Consider the following 17,451-nt stretch of genomic DNA (forward strand, 5'->3'; position numbering starts at 1 on the left):
GGCGCCCCAGCGCCGAGCAGCCTCGACGAGAGAAAAAGGGGCGCCCCGCGGTCCGAAGCCTGGGGGTCGCTTCGCCGCGAGGCGCCGACGCCGGACCGAGGGGGGAGGTGTCCGGCGAGTCTTTGTGGTCAGAAGGGCCTAATCGTCTACTCCGTTTCCGGATAGACCAATCAGCCCCTCTGCGAACAAGGGTAACCCCGCAGGCCTGCGATTCGCTACAACTTGCGTCAAGCCAATCCATCCGGTGTTCATCTTCGGAGTGACGGGGGTCACCAGCGAGAGGTGAGTACCCCGAGAGCACCCAGAGCAACCGCGGCGGCGGTAGATGCACGCAGAACGGTTGGGCCCAATCGAACAACGCGCGCACCCGAAGATCGCAACGCATCGAGCTCGTCGGGGGTGATCCCGCCTTCGGGTCCCACGACGAGCAGCACGTCCCCTTCGGCCGGCAGGTCCACTTCGGACAGCCGGTCGGTGGCGCTCTCGTGCAACACGAGCGTCAGGGCCGAGGACGACACGCGCTGCGCCAGTTGCCCGGTGCTGACGGGTTCGTCGACGAACGGCACCCGTGCGCGCCGGGCCTGCTTCGCTGCTTCACGAACGGTGGATCGCCAGCGCCCCAGCGCTTTCGCGCCGCGCGGGCCGTCCTCCCACTTGGCCACGCACCGGGCGGCACGCCACGGCACCACGCCGTCGACGCCCGCCTCGGTGGCGAGCTCGACGGCGAGCTCGCCGCGGTCGCCCTTCACGAGGGCCTGGGCGAGCACGACGCGCGGTGCCGGTTCCGGTTCGGTCCAGCGTTCGGCCACGCGCAGCGACAGGGCGTCCTTGTCCAGCACCGCCACGACGACGCACCGGACCTGGGTGCCGGAGCCGTCGGACAGCACGAGCTCCTCGTCCACGCGCAGCCGTTTGACGGTCGCCGCGTGCCGGCCCTCCGGACCGTCGAGCACGAACGACTCGCCCGCCGGCAGCGCGGGGACGAGGAAGACCGGCAGGGTCACCGGTGGCCGCGCGAGGAGCGCAGGCGGGAGAACAGACCGCCACCGCCCTTGCCGTTGTGGGACAGCGAGGGCTCGCTCTCGCCGCGCAGGTCGGCCAGCTCGCGCAGCAACGTGGACTGCGCCGCGTCGAGCTTGGTCGGCACGACGACGTCGAGGTGCACGTGCAGGTCGCCGCGGCCGTCGACGCGGCCGGTGGAGCGCAGCTTCGGCATGCCGCGGCCGGTCAGCACGAGCTGCGTGTTCGGCTGGGTGCCGGGGTCGATCTGCAGCTCTTCCTCGCCGTCCAGCGTCTTCAACGGCAACGTGGCGCCGAGCGCCGCCGTCGTCATCGGGATCTGGACCACGCAGTGCAGGTCGGCGCCATCGCGTTCGAAGATCTCGTGCGGGTGCTCCTCGACCTCGACGTAGAGGTCACCTGCCGGGCCGCCGCCGGGGCCGACCTCGCCCTGGCCAGCGAGGCGCACGCGCATGCCCTCGGCGACACCGGCGGGGATGTTGACCGAGATCGTGCGGCGCGACCGGGTGCGGCCGTCGCCCGCGCACTGCTGGCACGGGTCGGGGATGACCTCGCCGAAGCCGCGGCAGACCGGGCACGGGCGCGAGGTGACGACCTGGCCCAGGAACGAGCGCTGCACGGACTGGACCTCGCCGCGGCCGTTGCAGGTGTCGCAGCGGATCGGCTTGGAGTTACCCGCGGTGCCCGCGCCGTGGCAGCGGTCGCACAGGATGGCGGTGTCGACGGTCAGCTCACGGCTGGCGCCGGCCGCGCACTCCTCCAGCGTCATGTCGAGGCGGATCAGCGCGTCCGAGCCGGGCTGCACGCGGCTGCGCGGACCGCGGCCACCACCACCGGCGTTGGCGCCGAAGAAGGCGTCCATGATGTCGCCGAGGCCGAAGCCCGCGAACGGGTCACCGCCGCCGCGACCGCCACCGGAGTCGAGCGGGTCGCCGCCGAGGTCGACGACGCGGCGCTTCTCGGGGTTCGACAACACCTCGTAGGCGGCCGTCACCTCCTTGAAGCGGGCCTCCTCGTTGGGATTGACGTCCGGGTGCAGCTGCCTGGCGAGCTTGCGATAGGCGCGCTTGATCTCATCCTGTGTCGCGTTCTGCGCCACACCGAGGATGCCGTAGTAATCCCTGGCCACCTTGTTCGCTTTCGTGTTCATCTTTCAGCAAAAGTCCTGGTTCAACGACCGGTCAGGATCTCACCGACGTAGTTGGCGACCGCGCGGACGGCCGCCATGGTTCCCGGGTAGTCCATGCGCGTGGGTCCGACGACGCCGAGGCCACCCAGCGGATTGTCGCGGCTGCCGTACCCGATCGACACCACGGAAGTGCTGCGCATCTCAGCGGCCTCGTTCTCCTCGCCGATGTACACCATGACACGGCCGGGATCACGTGAGGCGGCCAGGAGCTTCAGCACCACGACCTGTTCCTCCAGCGCCTCCAGCACCTGGCGCAGCGATCCGGGGAAGTCGGCGACGTTGCGGGTGAGGTTCGCGGTGCCGCCGAGCACGAGCCGTTCCTCCGGGTGCTCGACCAGCGTCTCGATCAGCACCGTCGCGAGGCGCAGCATCGGGTCGCGCAGGTCCTGGGGCACCTCGTCGGGCAGTTCGGCGACCTTGGCGCTCGCGTCGGACAGCTTCTGGCCCGCCATCGCCTGGTTGAGCGACGAGCGCAGGTGCGCCACGTCGTCCTCGGAGACGATGTCGCCCATCTCGACGATCCGCTGGTCGACCCGGCCGGTGTCGGTGATCAGCACCAGCATCAGCCGCGACGGCGTGATCGGCAGCACCTCCAGGTGCCGCACGGCCGCGCGCGACAGGGTCGGCACCTGGATCACCGCGACCTGCCTGGTCAGCTGCGCGAGCAACCGCACGCTGCGGCGCATCACGTCGTCGAGGTCGAGCGCCCCGTCGAGGAAGCTGCGGATGGCCCGCCGCTCCGCCTGCGAGAGCGGCTTGATCTCGCTCAACCGGTCGACGAACAGGCGGTAGCCCTTGTCCGTCGGCACGCGGCCGGCACTGGTGTGCGGCTGGGCGATGTAGCCCTCGTCCTCCAGCGCGGCCATGTCGTTGCGCACGGTCGCGCTCGACACACCCAGGTTGTGCCGCTCGACCAGCGCCTTCGACCCGACGGGCTCCTGGTTGGACACGTAGTCGGCGACGATGGCGCGCAGCACCTCGAACCGACGCTCATCGGAATTCACTGCTGTTCACCTCCGCGTCCCACTGCTCCCGAGTTTACCCAGGCGATTTCCTGCCGGGTGCCAGCTCCGCAGACCTGCTCCGATGCGGCTCAACCCGTTGTACAGCCCGTTGCCGATATCCAATGTATTGGATATCGCCGCACGTCGACGGGAGACGGGCAACGGGAGCGGCAGAAGAGGGGCAGACCGCCGCCGAACCCCACCGGCCGTCGCGGCGCCTCCCTAGCTTCGAAGTCACCTGCCGACGAGACGGGGGCTTCGATCCGACATGGCTGTCCTACTGGATTCCGCTGACCTGAACGACGTGTCCGCCGCGGCGGCGCTCGGGTTCGTCACCGGCGTGACGACGAACCCGACGCTGCTGCGGCAGGTCACCGACGACCCGCTCAAGCACGCGGCCGAACTGCTGGCCGCCACCGACTTCCCCGAGGTCTACTACCAGCCGACCGGCGCGCACGGTGAGCTGTTCGACGAGGCGCTGCAAGCGTGGAAGCTCGCACCGGAGCGGATCGTGCTCAAGGTGCCCGCCACTCCCGCCGGCGCGGTCCTCGCCCAGCGGCTCGTGCGCGAGGGCGTCGCGGTGTCGCTGACCGCCGCGCAGTCGCCGAACGCGATGATCATCGCCGAGGCGGTCGGTGCGGCGAGCGTCATCCCCTACGTCGACCGCGCGTGGCGTGACCCGCGCATCGGCAACGACCTCGTCCGCCAGCTCAGCGGTCTGCGCCGGAAGAACACGCGCATCGTCGCGGCTTCGGTGAAGAACACCGGGCAGTTCACCCAGGCGTTCGCCGACGGTGCGGACGCGGTCACGGCGCCGCTGGGCGTGCTCACCCAGGTCCTCGTCCACCCAGCCGCGCTGGAGGCGGAAGAGGCCTTCTCCGGCGAGTACGGGAGGTGAGCCGTGTTCGAGGCCGTGCTCTTCGACATGGACGGCGTGGTGGTCGACACCGAGGCGTCGGTCGCCGACTTCTGGCAGGACCTGGCGCGCTCCAACGGGTTCTCGATCAGCGCCGGGGACCTGGACCGGCACGTCTACGGGCGCAGCGCGCTGCACACGTTGCGCGAGCTGTTCCCGATGCTGCCAGCGGACCGGCACCACGAGGTCTACGAGCTGATGCGGGTCAACAACGAGACGCTGCACTACTCGACGATCCCCGGCGTGCTGCCGTTGCTCGGCTCACTGCACACAGCCGGCATACCGACTGCCCTCGTCACCGGGGCTGAGCCGTACAAGGCGACGGCGGTGCTCAAGCAGCTCGGGCTCCAGTTCGACGTCACGATCACCGCGAAGGACGTCGAACACGGCAAGCCCGACCCGGCCTGCTACGTCCTCGCCGCGCACCGGCTCGGCGTGCCGGTCGAGCGGTGCATCGTGTTCGAGGACGCCGTCAGCGGCATCACCTCGGCGGTCACCGCGGGCGCCACGTGCATCGCGCTCGCCCCGCCGCACCGCGAGACCGACGTGCGCGACGCCGGCGCGGCAGCAGTCGTCCGCGACTTCCGGCAGATCTCGTTCGGTGCCGACGCGATGAGGACGCCGGACCGCGAGTTCCCCTTCGTGCCTGCCGACCTCTTCGCCGAGCCGCACGACAGGTGGGACGCGGCCGTCGCGGACACGCTCATCGGACCGGACGAGGTGATCTACCGCTCGCACCTGGTCGGCGCCGACCCCGCGCTCACCAGGGAGGGCGGCGGCAACTTCTCCGTCAAGGGCGTGACGCCCGACCAGTTCGGCGAGCCGACGACGGTGCTGTGGATGAGCTCGTGGGGCTGCGACGGCGCGGTCACCACGCACGAGGACTTCCCGGTGCTGCGGCTCGACGACCTGCTGCCGGTGCTCGACGGCGGGCCGATGGACGAGCGCGAGATGGTCGACCACCTGGTCGCGAGCGGGTTGCACCCCGGCCAGAAACGGCCCGGCATCGAGACGTTGACGCACGCGTTCATCCCGGCCAAGCACGTCGACCACTGCCACCCGGACGCGGTCATCGCGCTCACCTCGTTCCCGGACGGCCGCAAGTACGCCGAGGAGGAGTTCGGCGAGGAGGCCATCTGGTTCGACTACCGGCAGTTCGACGTGGACGTGGCCCGCGAGCTCGGCCGCAAGATCCGCTCGAACCCCCTGGCGCGCTTCGTGTTGCTGGCCAACCACGGCATCTTCACCTGGGCCGGCACCAGCGAGCAGTGCTACCGCAACTCGCTCGAAGCCGTCTCCCGTGCCACGGCCGCGCTGCGCAGGGCGATCAGCAGGCCCGCCGACCTCGGCGGCCAGGTCGTCCCGCCCGCGAGCAACGCCGAGGACGTGCTCGTCGAGGCACTTCCGGTGCTGCGCAAGGCTTTGGACGGCGCCATCCTGCACGTCGACCGCAGCGAGCAGGCCGTCGCGTTCGCGAGCTCGGCCCGCGGTCCCGAGCTGAGCCAGGTCGGTCCCGGCTGCCCCGACCACGTCGTCACGGCGGGCCACCGGCCACTCGTGCTGGCACCGGACGAGTCCGTTCAGGACGGCATCAAACGCCACCAGGAGTGGTACAACGCGGCGTTCGAACGCCACATCACCTTCCCCACCACCAAACGCACCGACGCACCGCACGTCGTCGTGTTCCCCGGAGTCGGCGTCGTCTCCTCCGGCCCGGACGCGGCGAAGGCACGGCTGTGCGCCGACCACTTCGGACAGACGATGGCGGTCGTCCGCGCGGCCGACGCGGCCGGCGGGTACGTCACGCTCACCGAACAGCAGAGCATCGCCGACGAGTACTGGCCGCTGATCAGGATGAAGCCGCAGCTGGTCCCCAGGGACGGCCGGCTCGCGGGTCAGGTCGTGCTCGTCAAGGACCTGCCCGACGACCTCGCGATCGGGGTGGCCCACCGGCTCACCGCGGCCGCCGCGCACGTGGCGATCGCGGGCCGCGACCACGACCGGATCGCCGCGGCGGTCGACGAGATCGAGAAGCGGCAAGGCGAACGACGCGCGGTCGCGTTGTCGGGCGACAACTCCGTCCGCGAGGCAGTGCTGGCGTACGGCGGTGTCGACGTGGTCGTCGACACCGGAACCGACCCGGACGCCGTCGCGGACACCGTTCTTTCCAGCACGCGAACCAGGCAGGAGGCCTGATGAGTCTCACGACCGACAGGAAGAGCACCGCGGAGCTGATCGGACTGGACGGGCTGCTGCCCGACGGGTTCCGGCTCCTCGCGTCCTGCTTCGACGCGCACCACACGATCGGCGGCGGCCTGTTCGCGATCGGCGAGGCGGTCGAGGAGATCGACCGGATCTCCAGCTCCGGCCTGTGCGCCGACGACGGGCTGCTGTACCGCTGCCTGTGGAGCGCCGACGGCAGCCCCGCCGAGCTCGTGGTCTACGACGAGACCGGCGTGCGCCGCTACCACCGGCTCGACAACGTCTCGACGCCGCACGACATCCTCGTCGTGGACGGCAACGTGCTGGTCGCCGCGACCATGCAGAACGAGGTGCAGTGCGTCAGCCCCGACGGCGAGGTCGCGTGGCGCTGGCAGGCACCGGGCGAGGCCGACAGCTGGCACCTCAACAGCCTGGCCCGCTACCGCGACCGCACGGTCGTGTGCGGGTTCGGCGAGTTCCTGCGCCGCCGCGGCTGGGACGAGAACGGCAAGCCCGCGAGCGGCCGGGTGGTCGACCTGGAGACCGGCGAGCCGGTCCTCGAAGGCCTCAAGGCGCCGCACAACCCGTACTACGACGACGGAACGTGGCTGGTCTGCGACTCCGCGACCGGTGACCTGGTCGAGATCGACGACACCGACCGCGACCAGCAGCGCCGGCTCGCGCTGCCGGGCTGGCCGCGCGGCCTCGTCGCCGCGGGCAACCACCTGTTCGTCGGCCTGAGCCCGCACCGGCACGCCGCCACCTCGGTGGAGACGGCGGCGGTGGCGGTCGTCGACCGGGTGAACTGGTCGGTCGTCGGCGTGGTGAACCTGCCCGCCCGCGAGGTCTACGCCCTGGCGCTGGCACCGGCCGCGCTCGTCGAGGGCGCGCGGCAGGGGTTCGGCGCCAACCAGACCCGCGTGCACGAGCAGGGCCAGTGGCAGATGTTCGACCGGCTCGGTGTGCGGCCGCGCAGGCTGTGGGCGGTCGGCGACCCGCTGGCCGAGGACGAGTGCCACGCCTCGATCACGCTCGACGGCCCGGTGGTCGACGACGCCGAGGCGGGCGGCCTGCTGACGCTGGACTGCCTGGTGCGCAACACCGGCGCGGGCATGCTGACGCCGGCGCCGCCGTTCCCGGTGCGGGTCGTGCACCGCTGGATCGCCGCCGACGGCACCGAGGTCACGACCCAGCCGATCCGCTCGGCACTCCCCCAGTCGCTGCCGCCGGAGGCCGTCACCCGCGTGCCCGTGCGCACCCGCGTCCCGGACATGCCCGGCCTCTACAAGCTGCACATCACGCTCGCGCAGGACGACGGCGTGCCGTTCGACCAGCTCGACCCGGACAGCGCGCTGGTGCTCGACCTGAGCGTGGTCTCCGGTCACCCGGACTACGAGGCGCTCAGCGGGTTCGGGTTGTACCCCAACGAGGTGCGCGCCGCCTGCAACTCCGGCGGCACGGTCTCCGACGTCGTGCGCACGTTGCTGAGCAGGCCTTCCGGCACCTACAACGGCCTCACGCTGGGGCTGGTGCAGGAGCACGGCACCGGCGCGTTCGTCTCGGCCGTCGCCGCGGTGCTGCGCGGGTCCGCGTCCGCCGTCGAGCACATGGTGCTGGCGGCGATCCCGGACTACGACGACGTCAAGCTCACCGGCGCCGAAGCCGTCGCACTGGCGTTGCACCGGTGTGGCACCAGGGTCGCGTTCGCCTACGCCGGCACGTCCGAGCTGGCGCTGTGCGACGCGCTGGCCAGGGTCGGGCTGCTCGTCAACGGCCGCGGCGACCGCGAGTCGCTGTTCCAGGCCGGTGGCGCGAGCAGGCTGAGCGCCGGTACCGGTGCGGCGATCCTGCACGGCGCGCGAGGCCTGACCAACGCGCTCGGTGCGCTGGCCGACCTGCGCCGCAACGAGATGGGCACGCTGGCCGTGGTCGGCATGCCGTCGACCGGGTCGCAGCCGTTCCTGCCGCCGCACGGCGAGCCGGACCTGATCGGGGTCTCCGGTGACTTCGCCAAGTCGTGGTTCGAGCTCGGCGCCGTGCCGAAGGACGACCCGCGCGACTACATCGAGGAGTTCGGTTCCAAGCTGCTGCAGGCGATCGAGGACGTCCGCCAGGCCCCGCACGGCCCGGTGCTGTTCGCGTTGCCGCAGGACGTCGCCGAGGCCGAGTGGCTGCCGCTGACCGCGCTGCCGCTGATCCCGATCGCCGAGCAGCCCGCCAACGACGAGCGCGCGCTCAGCAGGGCGGCCGAGCTGCTCGCCGCCGCCCGCAGGCCCGCCGTGCTGATCGACGACTACGCGCTGACCCACCGGGGTGTGCAGGCCGCGCTGGCCGCGTTCTGCGCCCGCACCGGAGCACCGGTGCTGCAGGTGAAGTACCGCGCCCGATGCGTCAACACCAAGCCCGCCTCCGTGGAGAAGAACGGCTACGACCGACGTGCCGTGCACCGCCGGTTCGAGCGACCGACCGCCGACCTGGACGCACCTGTACCCGGGCTGTCGGGAGCCCGCTCCCGAGAGCGGTCCCCAGCCGCCGCCGTGGCGAAGATCGGCGACCCGCGGCGGCGCGTGCGGCGTGGCGGGTGACACAGCCAGATGTTCGGCGGCATGCTCGCCGAGGACTACGACCAGTTCCCGCACGGGCTGCGGGTGTTCGGCGGGCACGGCGGGTTCGTGGGCTGCGGCATCACGATCGCGACCGGGCTCGCGCTGGGCGAGCCGGCGGCGAAGGTGTTCTGCACCTTGGGCGACCAGGGGTTCACGAACTCCGTGCAGGGACTCGCGGCGGCGGTGCAGGAGTCCGCGCCGGTCACGTTCATCGTGTGCAACAACGGTGGCGCGGTGTCGTTGCGCAAGCAGTCGCGGCCGTCGGGCTGGCTCGACGCCGGTCACGGCGAGTACCTCGACAACGCCGCGGGCATGCGGTACGTCGACATCGCCGAGGCCTGGGGCGTGCGCAGCTGGCGGGTCGACCTGAGCGAGTGGCTCGACCGCGACCGCGGCGCGACCCGGCTGGAGACCTTCGGGCAGGCGTTGCAGGTGGCCTCCGAGGAGACCGGGCCGACGCTGATCGAGCTGGTGCTGCCCTCCGACCCGGAGTTCTGGTCCGGGGTGTGGATCACCGAGGGCTTCGAGCAGAAGAAGACCACACCGGCGGAGGTGACCCGTGCGTGAGGTTCCGATCGGAGCGGCACCGCTGACGCCGTACCGCGAGGTGTTCGGGGACGAGCGGCTGGAAGCGTTGCGGGACAGGGCCGGTGAGGTGTCCGGCGCGTTGCACGGCCGGACCGTGTGGAACATCAACTCCACCGCCGCGGGTGGCGGGGTGGCCGAGCTGCTGCACGCGCTGCTGCCGCTGGCCCGCGCGGTCGGGATCGACACGCGCTGGCTGGTGATCGACGGCGACACCGAGTTCTTCGCCATCGCGAAGCGGTTGTGCACCAGGCTGTACGGCGCTCCCGGCGACCCGGCGCCGCTGGGACCCGACCAGCTGCAGCACTACCGGGTGATCACCGAGCTGGAGGGAACGGCGCTCGCGGCACGGGTGCGGCCGGGCGACCTCGTGGTCGTGCACGAGGCACAGCCGGCCGGCCTGGTCGACGTGGCGCGCCGGCTCGGCGCGATCGCGGTGTGGCGCCGGCACATCGGCCGGGACGAGCCGAACGAGCACACCGAGGAAGGCTGGGCGTTCCTGCGGCGGTTCGTGGAGAACGCCGACGCCTCGGTGTTCCTGACCGACAGCGCGTGCCCGGAGTGGGCGCCGCGACCGCACATCATCCCGCCGTCGATCGACCCGTGCGCGCCGAAGAACATGGAGCTCACGGACGAGCAGACGCTGGCGATCCTGCGCTGCACCGGCATCGTCGCCGGTGAGGGCTCATCGCTGACGATCCGCCCGCCGGTCGGCGAGATCATCACCGTCCGGCACGAGGCCGTCGTGGTCCGCGAGGAAGCGCCCTCCGCCGACGTGCCGATGGTCGTGCAGGTCTCGCGGTGGGACGAGCTCAAGGACATGGCCGGGGTGCTGCGGGCGTTCCTCGACGCGGACGTCGAGAACTCGTACCTCACGCTGGCCGGCGCGGACGTCGTCGGTGTCGCCGACGACCCGGACGCCGGGCGGTTCTGGGACGAGTGCGTCGAGCAGTGGAAGGCGCTGCCGGTCGAGCAACGCCGGCGGGTGCAGCTGCTGTGCCTGCCGATGCGGGACCTGCGGGAGAACGCGCTCGTGGTCAACGCGTTGCAGCGGCACGCGACCGCGGTGGTGCAGAAGAGCATCGCCGAGGGCTTTGGGCTCACCGCGACCGAGGCGATGTGGAAGGGCAAGCCGCTGGTCGCGAGCGCGGTCGGCGGGTTGCGCGAGCAGATCGTGCACGGCGAGTCGGGGCTGCTGGTCGACGACCCGTACGACCTGGCGACGACGGCGAAGCTCATCCGGCAGGTGCTGACCGATCCCGAGCTGGCCGCGCGGCTGGGCGAGGGCGCGCGGCGGCGGGTGGACGAGTGCTACCTGCCGGACCGGCACCTGTCCGACTGGGCGAGCCTGATCGCCTCCACCGTCACGATGGAGGTGGTGTGATGCGCAGGCTCGGAACCGAAGGGCCGGTCGTGTCCGACCTCGGCCTCGGCTGCATGGGGATGTCGCAGTTCTACGACACCTGGGACGACGCCGAGTCGATCCGCACGCTGCAGGAGGCGCTCGACCTCGGCATCACGTTGCTGGACACCGCGGACATGTACGGGCCGTACACCAACGAGGAGCTGGTCGGCCGGGCCGTGCGCGGCCGGCGGGACGACGTGGTGATCGCGTCGAAGTTCGGCAACCTGAAGAACGGCGCGGGCGACAACGTCGGGGTGAACGGCAACCCCGAGTACGTCCGGACGTCGTGCGAGGGGTCGCTGCGGCGGCTCGGGGTCGACCACATCGACCTCTACTTCCAGCACCGCGTCGACAAGGCGGTCCCGCTGGAGGAGACCTGGGGCGCCATGGCCGAGCTGGTGACCGAGGGCAAAGTGCGGCACCTGGGCATCTGCGAGGCGGCCGAGGCCACCGTGCGCAAGGCCCACGCCGTGCACCCGATCACCGCGGTGCAGACGGAGTACTCGATCGTGAGCCGCGACCCGGAGTCCGGGTTGCTGGACGCGCTGCGGTCGCTCGGGATCGGGTTCATCGCCTACTCGCCGCTGGGCCGCGGCATGCTCACCGGGCGGTTCACCAGCTTCGACGACCTGCGGCCCGACGACTTCCGGCGCGAGCTGCCCCGGTTCCAGCCGGACAACCTCGCGCACAACAACGAGATCGTCGCGCGGGTCGCCGAGCTGGCGTGGGCCAAGGGCGTCTCGGTCACGCAGCTCGCCCTCGCCTGGGTGCTGCACCAGGGTGTCGTGCCGATCCCCGGCACGAAGAACCCGGTGCGGCTCAGGGAGAACGTGGCGGCGCTGGATATCTCGCTGTCGGCGGAGGACCTGGCGTTGCTCGACGAGATCGCGCCGGTGGGCGCGGTGCGCGGTGAGCGGTACTTCGCCGCGGGGATGTCGAAGGTGAACATATGACTGGACATCTGAGTGCGCCGTGGTGGCGCGAGGCCGTCCTCTACCAGATCTACCCGCGCAGCTTCGCCGACTCGAACGGCGACGGCATCGGTGACCTGCCCGGCATCACGTCGCGGCTCGACCACGTGGCGCGGCTCGGTGCCGACGCGATCTGGCTGTCGCCGTTCTACCCGTCGCCGCAAGCTGACTTCGGCTACGACATCAGCGACTACGAGGACGTCGATCCCGTATACGGGACATTGGACGACTTCGACGCGATGGTCGCCGCAGCTCACGAACGCGATGTACGGGTTGTCATCGACATCGTCATGAACCACACCTCGGACCAGCACCCGTGGTTCCTGGAGTCGCGTTCGGACCGGACGAACCCGAAGCGGGACTGGTACATCTGGGCCGATCCCGCGCCGGACGGCGGTCCGCCGAACAACTGGCTCAGCGCGTTCGAACGGTGTGGCACGGCCTGGCAGCTCGACTCGCTGACCGGGCAGTACTACCTGCACAGCTTCACGCCCGGTCAGCCGGACCTGAACTGGCGCAACCCGGACGTGCACGCGGCGATGCACAAGGTGTGGCAGTTCTGGCTCGACCGCGGCGTGGACGGGTTCCGGATCGATGTCGCGCATCGGCTGATGAAGGACCCGCAGCTGCGTGACAACCCACCTGAGGTGGCGCACGCACGGCGGCACTTCACGCATCCGGTCGTGCGGCAGCGCAACCTGGACCTGCCCGAGGTGCACGACGTGCTGCGGGACATGCGGGTCGTGCTCGACGGGTACGGCGACCGGTTCGCGCTGGGCGAGGTGCCGATCAGCGACGACGCCCGGCTGGCCACGTACTTCGGTGGCGACGGGATGCAGACGGCGTTCCACATCGCGTTCTGGGAGCAGCCGTGGGACGCGCAGGCGTTCCGCAAGTGCGTCGACGGGTTGCTTGCCGCGACACAGGCCGATGCGCTGCCCACGTACGCGTTGTCCACCCACGACATTCCACGGCCTGTCAGCAGGTACGGCGTGGAGCACGCTCCGGTCGCGGCGATGATGCTGCTGACCCTGCGTGGCCTCGCCTGCGTGTACTACGGCGAGGAGATCGGCATGGCCGACGCCCCGCCGGCGCTGGAGCAGGACGTCGACGGCCGTGACGGGCAGCGCACGCCGATGCAGTGGGACGCGACCGGTGGGTTCACGACCGGGACGCCGTGGTTGCCGCTGGCCGCCGATCAACACGTCGTCAACGTCGACGCGCAGGGTGACGACCCCGGTTCGCTGCTCAACCTGTACCGGCGGCTGATCGCATACCGGCGGGGCAGCGAGGACCTGCTGCGGGGTGACTACGTGTCGCTGGACAGCCCGGCCGAGGTGTACGCGTACCGGCGGGGTGACCTGCTGGTGGCGTTGAACTTCGCCGACCACCCGGTGGCGTTCGACGCGCCCGGTCGCGCGGCCGGGCGGGTGGAGCTGTCGACCCGGGTGGACCGCGAGGGCGTCGTCTCGTTGCGGCCGCTGGAGCTCGATGCGTTCGAAGGTGTCGTGTTGCGGCTCTCGGTGGAAGACGCAGCAGACGCGCCTGCCCCGGAGGCGGCGCCATGACCAGGAACTGGGCGGGCAACATCCAGTATTCCGCGACCGAGTTCATCCGCCCCACCACCGTTGAGCAGGTGCGCAAGGCCGTGGCGCACGCGGGTCGAGTGCGCGCGCTCGGCACCCGGCACTCGTTCAACGACCTGGCCGACTCCCCCGGCGTGCTGCTGTCGGTGGCCGACCTGCCGCCCGTCGTCGACGTCGACGCCACCCGTGCCACGGCACGGGTGGCGGCCGGGCTGAGCTACGCCGAGCTCGCGCCACGGCTGGACGCGGCGGGGTTCGCGTTGCCGGCGATGGCGTCGCTGCCGCACATCAGCGTCGGCGGGGCGGTGGCCACGGCCACGCACGGCTCGGGTGTGCGCAACCAGGTGCTGTCCGCCGCGGTCCGCGAGCTCGAGCTGGTGACCGCCGACGGCGACGTCGTGAGCATCGGCCGTGACGACGCCGACTTCGACGGCGTCGTCGTCGGGCTCGGTTCGTTGGGCGTGGTCACGCACCTGACACTGGATCTTGTACCGACATATCAGTTGCGGCAGCGCGTGTACGAGGGGCTCGCGCTGGAGGTGCTCGACGACCACTTCGCCGAGCTCATGTCGTGCGCGTACAGCGTGTGCCTGTTCACCGACTGGCGCGAGCCGGTGCTCACCCAGGTGTGGGTGCAGGAGCGGGTCGACCAGCCGGCGACGCTGCCGTCGTGGTTCACCGCGACTCCCGCCGACGGGCCGCGGCACCCGGTCGACGGCGTGGACCCGGTCAGCTGCACCACCCAGGGCGGCGTGCCGGGACCGTGGTTCGAACGGCTGCCGCACTTCCGCTCCGACCAGCCGCCGAGCAGCTCCGGCGACGAGCTCCAGTCCGAGTACATGATCCCGGCCGACGACGCCGTCGCCGCCCTGCACGCGCTCGACGACGTGCGCGAGCAGATCCGGCCGGCGTTGCAGATCTGCGAGGTCCGCACGGCAGCTCGTGATGACTTCTGGCTGAGCACCTGTTACGGACGCGAGACGGTGAGCATCCACTTCACCTGGGTGTCCGACATATCAGTCGTGCTGCCGGTCGTCGAGCTCGTCGAACAGCAGCTCGCGCCGTTCTCGCCGCGGCCGCACTGGGCCAAGACCTCCGTCGCGACCGCCGAGTACGAACGGCTGCCGGACTTCCGCGAGCTGATGGACCGATACGACCCCGCCGGGAAGTTCACCAACGCCTTCACCGAACGCCACTTCTCCTCAGTGCGTCCGGTGCCACATCTTTCAGGGAGGACCAGGTGACCGACGTTGCCAGCTTCACCTCGCCCCTGACCATCACCACCGGAGGCACGGTCTGGTTCACCGGCCTGCCCAGCGCGGGCAAGAGCACGCTCAGCCGGGCCGTGGCCGACCGGCTGCCGACCGGGCGGATCGAGCTGCTCGACGGGGACGAGGTGCGGCAGACGCTGTCCGCCGGCCTCGGCTTCTCCCGCGCCGACCGCGAGGCCAACATCGACCGGATCGGGTTCGTCGCGGACCTGCTGGCGCGCAACGGCGTGCTCGTGTTCGCCGCGGTCATCTCCCCGTTCCGCGACGCCCGCGAGCAGGTGCGCAGGCGACATCAGGCGAGCGGCACGCCGTTCGTCGAGGTGCACGTCGCGACGCCCGTGGAGGAGTGCGCCGAACGCGACGTCAAAGGCCTCTACGCCAAGCAGCGCGAGGGCGAGATCAAGGGGCTGACCGGCGTCGACGACGTCTACGAGCCGCCGCCGACGCCGGAGCTGCGGCTCGACACCCGCGACAACACGGTGGACGACAGCGCCGACGCGGTCGTCGCCCTGCTGTGCGAGAAGGGAATGCTGCGATGACGCTGACCGTGGTGGACAGCGGGCCGATCGATCGCGAGTCCGCGCTCGCCGACCTGGAGGACGAGTCGATCCACATCCTGCGCGAGGTGGTGGCGACGTTCGACCGGCCGGTGCTGCTGTTCAGCGGCGGCAAGGACTCGATCGTCATGCTGCGGCTCGCGGAGAAGGCGTACTGGCCCGGCAAGATCCCGTTCCCGGTGATGCACGTCGACACCGGCCACAACTTCTCCGAGGTCATCGAGTTCCGCGACCGCCGGGTGGCCGAGCTGGGCGTGCAGCTCGTCGTCGCGTCGGTGCAGGAGTCGATCGACGGCGGCAGGGTCACCGAGCAGCCGGGCCAGTCGCGCAACCCGCTGCAGACCGTCACGCTGCTCGACGCCATCGCCGAGCACCGGTTCACCGCCGTGCTCGGCGGGGCCCGTCGCGACGAGGAGAAGGCCCGAGCGAAGGAACGGGTGTTCTCGGTGCGCGACGAGTTCGGCCGGTGGGACCCGCGCAACCAGCGGCCGGAGCTGTGGGACCTCTACAACGGCCGGCACCGCGCCGGTGAGCACGTCCGGGTGTTCCCGCTGTCGAACTGGACCGAGCTCGACGTGTGGGGCTACATCCGGCGTGAGGGCATCGAGGTGCCGGACATCTACTACGCGCACCGCCGGGACGTCGTGCGGCGCGACGGCATGCTCATCGCGGTCACGCCGTTCACGCCTCCGTTCGAGAACGAGGAGGTGTGGAGCGAGACCGTGCGCTACCGGACCGTCGGCGACGCCACGTGCACCGGTGCCGTGCGTTCCGACGCGTCCACTGTGGACGAGGTCATCGACGAGGTCGCGGCCAGTACGCTGACCGAACGCGGCGCCACCCGCGCCGACGACCGCGCGTCCGAGGCCGCCATGGAAGACCGCAAACGGGAGGGGTACTTCTGATGCCGGGACTGCTTCGAGTGGCGACGGCGGGCAGCGTCGACGACGGCAAGAGCACGCTGATCGGCAGGCTGCTGCACGACTCCAAGGCCGTGCTCGCCGACCAACTCCAGGCCGTGACGTCGGCGAGCCGGAGCCGCGGGTACGCCGAGACCGACCTCGCGCTGCTGGTCGACGGGCTGCGCGCGGAACGGGAACAGGGCATCACGATCGACGTCGCGTACCGGTACTTCGCGACGCCACGGCGGTCGTTCGTGCTCGCCGACACACCGGGTCACGTCCAGTACACCCGCAACATGGTGACCGGGGCGTCCACCGCGGACGTCGCCGTCGTGCTGGTGGACGCGCGGACCGGCCTGACCGAGCAGTCGCGGCGGCACAGTGCCATCGCGGACCTGCTCGGCATCCGGCACGTGGTGCTGGCGGTGAACAAGATGGACCTGGTCGACTACCGCGAGGACGTGTTCGACGAGGTGGTCGCGCAGTTCGCCCAGGTCTGCGACAGCTCGTGGTGCGCCATCCCGATCTCGGCGCTGCGCGGCGACAACGTCGTGTCGCTGTCGTCGCAGACCCCCTGGTACGCCGGGCTTCCGCTGCTCACGCACCTGGAGGAGCTGGCGTTGCCGGAGGCACCGGCGCCGGGCGGCCGGTTCGCCGTGCAGCTGGTGATCCGCCCTCGCACGCCGGAGCACCGCGACTTCCGCGGCTACGGCGGCCGGGTCGCCGCGGGCACCCTGAACGTCGGCGACGAGGTCGTCGTGCAACCGGGCGGCTGGCAGACCACGATCACCGCGATCGACACCTACGACGGCCCGAAGCGTTCTGCCACAACGGGTCAGTCGGTCGTGGTGAGCATCGCCGACGACCTCGACGCCGGCCGGGGCGCGATGCTCAGCACCGGTGCGCCCGGCACCGTGACGTCGGCGGCGTCGGCGACCGTGTGCTGGATGACCGACACCCCGCTGGAACCCGGCGCCCGGTACGTCGTGCGGCACACCACCAGCGAGTCGCGGGCCGTGGTCGAGGCGGTCGACAGCAGGCTGAACGTGAGCACGTTCGGCTCGGAGCCCGCGGAGTCGCTGGCGCTCAACGACATCGGCTCGATCCGGCTGCGGTTCGCCGACCCGCTCGTGGTCGACCGGTACCGCGACAGCCGGGCGACCGGCGGGTTCGTGCTCGTCGAGGAGCGCAGCGGGGCCACGGCGGGGGTCGGGCTGGTCGAGTCGCTCAGCTGACC

Annotated in this window: 14 protein-coding genes; 11 read left to right on the forward strand and 3 right to left on the reverse strand. The window is 71.1% G+C overall.

Annotated elements, in window-relative coordinates:
* Window positions 1-269 precede the first annotated feature (269 nt).
* Genes BBK82_RS03955 through hrcA form a run of 3 tightly spaced genes read right to left on the reverse strand, consistent with a single transcriptional unit; the run spans window position 270 to window position 3,213 of the window.
* Entirely contained in the window at window positions 270-1,004 is a 735-nt protein-coding gene (locus BBK82_RS03955; RefSeq protein WP_065913782.1) for a 16S rRNA (uracil(1498)-N(3))-methyltransferase, read from the reverse strand.
* Window positions 1,001-2,149 (reverse strand): molecular chaperone DnaJ, encoded by a 1,149-nt coding sequence (gene dnaJ, locus BBK82_RS03960; protein ID WP_065920799.1) that lies wholly within the window; start codon window positions 2,147-2,149, stop codon window positions 1,001-1,003. The genes BBK82_RS03955 and dnaJ overlap by 4 nt, the downstream gene beginning before the upstream one ends.
* A gap of 41 nt (window positions 2,150-2,190) precedes the next feature.
* Window positions 2,191-3,213 carry a heat-inducible transcriptional repressor HrcA gene (gene hrcA / locus BBK82_RS03965; protein WP_065913783.1) on the reverse strand — a complete coding sequence of 341 codons (1,023 nt, stop codon included), beginning with the start codon at window positions 3,211-3,213 and terminating at the stop codon, window positions 2,191-2,193.
* A 268-nt stretch (window positions 3,214-3,481) separates the two neighbouring features.
* On the opposite strand from hrcA, the gene BBK82_RS03970 reads away from it, so the two are divergent.
* Genes BBK82_RS03970 through BBK82_RS04020 form a run of 11 tightly spaced genes read left to right on the forward strand, consistent with a single transcriptional unit; the run spans window position 3,482 to window position 17,449 of the window.
* Window positions 3,482-4,111, forward strand: coding sequence for a transaldolase family protein (locus tag BBK82_RS03970; RefSeq protein WP_065913784.1), 630 nt, complete (start codon window positions 3,482-3,484; stop codon window positions 4,109-4,111).
* 3 nt (window positions 4,112-4,114) lie between these two features.
* Entirely contained in the window at window positions 4,115-6,325 is a 2,211-nt protein-coding gene (locus BBK82_RS03975; RefSeq protein WP_065913785.1) for an HAD-IA family hydrolase, read from the forward strand.
* A complete protein-coding gene (locus BBK82_RS03980; RefSeq protein WP_065913786.1) occupies window positions 6,325-8,916 on the forward strand; it encodes a DUF4915 domain-containing protein in 2,592 nt (863 codons plus the stop codon). Before BBK82_RS03975 ends, BBK82_RS03980 begins: the two co-directional genes overlap by 1 nt.
* Window positions 8,917-8,925: 9 nt before the next feature.
* On the forward strand, window positions 8,926-9,504 hold the full coding sequence (locus tag BBK82_RS03985) for a thiamine pyrophosphate-dependent enzyme (protein WP_065913787.1): 579 nt from the start codon (window positions 8,926-8,928) through the stop codon (window positions 9,502-9,504).
* Window positions 9,497-10,906 carry a glycosyltransferase gene (locus BBK82_RS03990; protein WP_065913788.1) on the forward strand — a complete coding sequence of 470 codons (1,410 nt, stop codon included), beginning with the start codon at window positions 9,497-9,499 and terminating at the stop codon, window positions 10,904-10,906. The genes BBK82_RS03985 and BBK82_RS03990 overlap by 8 nt, the downstream gene beginning before the upstream one ends.
* Window positions 10,906-11,880: an aldo/keto reductase gene (locus tag BBK82_RS03995; RefSeq protein WP_065920800.1), complete on the forward strand. Its 975-nt coding sequence runs from the start codon at window positions 10,906-10,908 to the stop codon at window positions 11,878-11,880. Before BBK82_RS03990 ends, BBK82_RS03995 begins: the two co-directional genes overlap by 1 nt.
* Complete coding sequence (locus BBK82_RS04000; RefSeq protein ID WP_065913789.1) at window positions 11,877-13,466, forward strand: alpha-amylase family glycosyl hydrolase; 1,590 nt, start codon at window positions 11,877-11,879, stop codon at window positions 13,464-13,466. The genes BBK82_RS03995 and BBK82_RS04000 overlap by 4 nt, the downstream gene beginning before the upstream one ends.
* Entirely contained in the window at window positions 13,463-14,728 is a 1,266-nt protein-coding gene (locus BBK82_RS04005; RefSeq protein ID WP_065913790.1) for an FAD-binding protein, read from the forward strand. The genes BBK82_RS04000 and BBK82_RS04005 overlap by 4 nt, the downstream gene beginning before the upstream one ends.
* Window positions 14,725-15,294 carry an adenylyl-sulfate kinase gene (cysC, locus tag BBK82_RS04010; RefSeq protein ID WP_065913791.1) on the forward strand — a complete coding sequence of 190 codons (570 nt, stop codon included), beginning with the start codon at window positions 14,725-14,727 and terminating at the stop codon, window positions 15,292-15,294. Before BBK82_RS04005 ends, cysC begins: the two co-directional genes overlap by 4 nt.
* On the forward strand, window positions 15,291-16,217 hold the full coding sequence (gene cysD, locus BBK82_RS04015) for a sulfate adenylyltransferase subunit CysD (protein WP_065913792.1): 927 nt from the start codon (window positions 15,291-15,293) through the stop codon (window positions 16,215-16,217). The genes cysC and cysD overlap by 4 nt, the downstream gene beginning before the upstream one ends.
* The gene (locus BBK82_RS04020) at window positions 16,217-17,449 is read left to right on the forward strand and encodes a sulfate adenylyltransferase subunit 1 (protein ID WP_065913793.1); all 1,233 of its coding nucleotides are present in this window, start codon (window positions 16,217-16,219) and stop codon (window positions 17,447-17,449) included. The genes cysD and BBK82_RS04020 overlap by 1 nt, the downstream gene beginning before the upstream one ends.
* Window positions 17,450-17,451 lie beyond the last annotated feature (2 nt).

This window comes from Lentzea guizhouensis (genome assembly GCF_001701025.1).
Taxonomy (GTDB): domain Bacteria; phylum Actinomycetota; class Actinomycetes; order Mycobacteriales; family Pseudonocardiaceae; genus Lentzea; species Lentzea guizhouensis.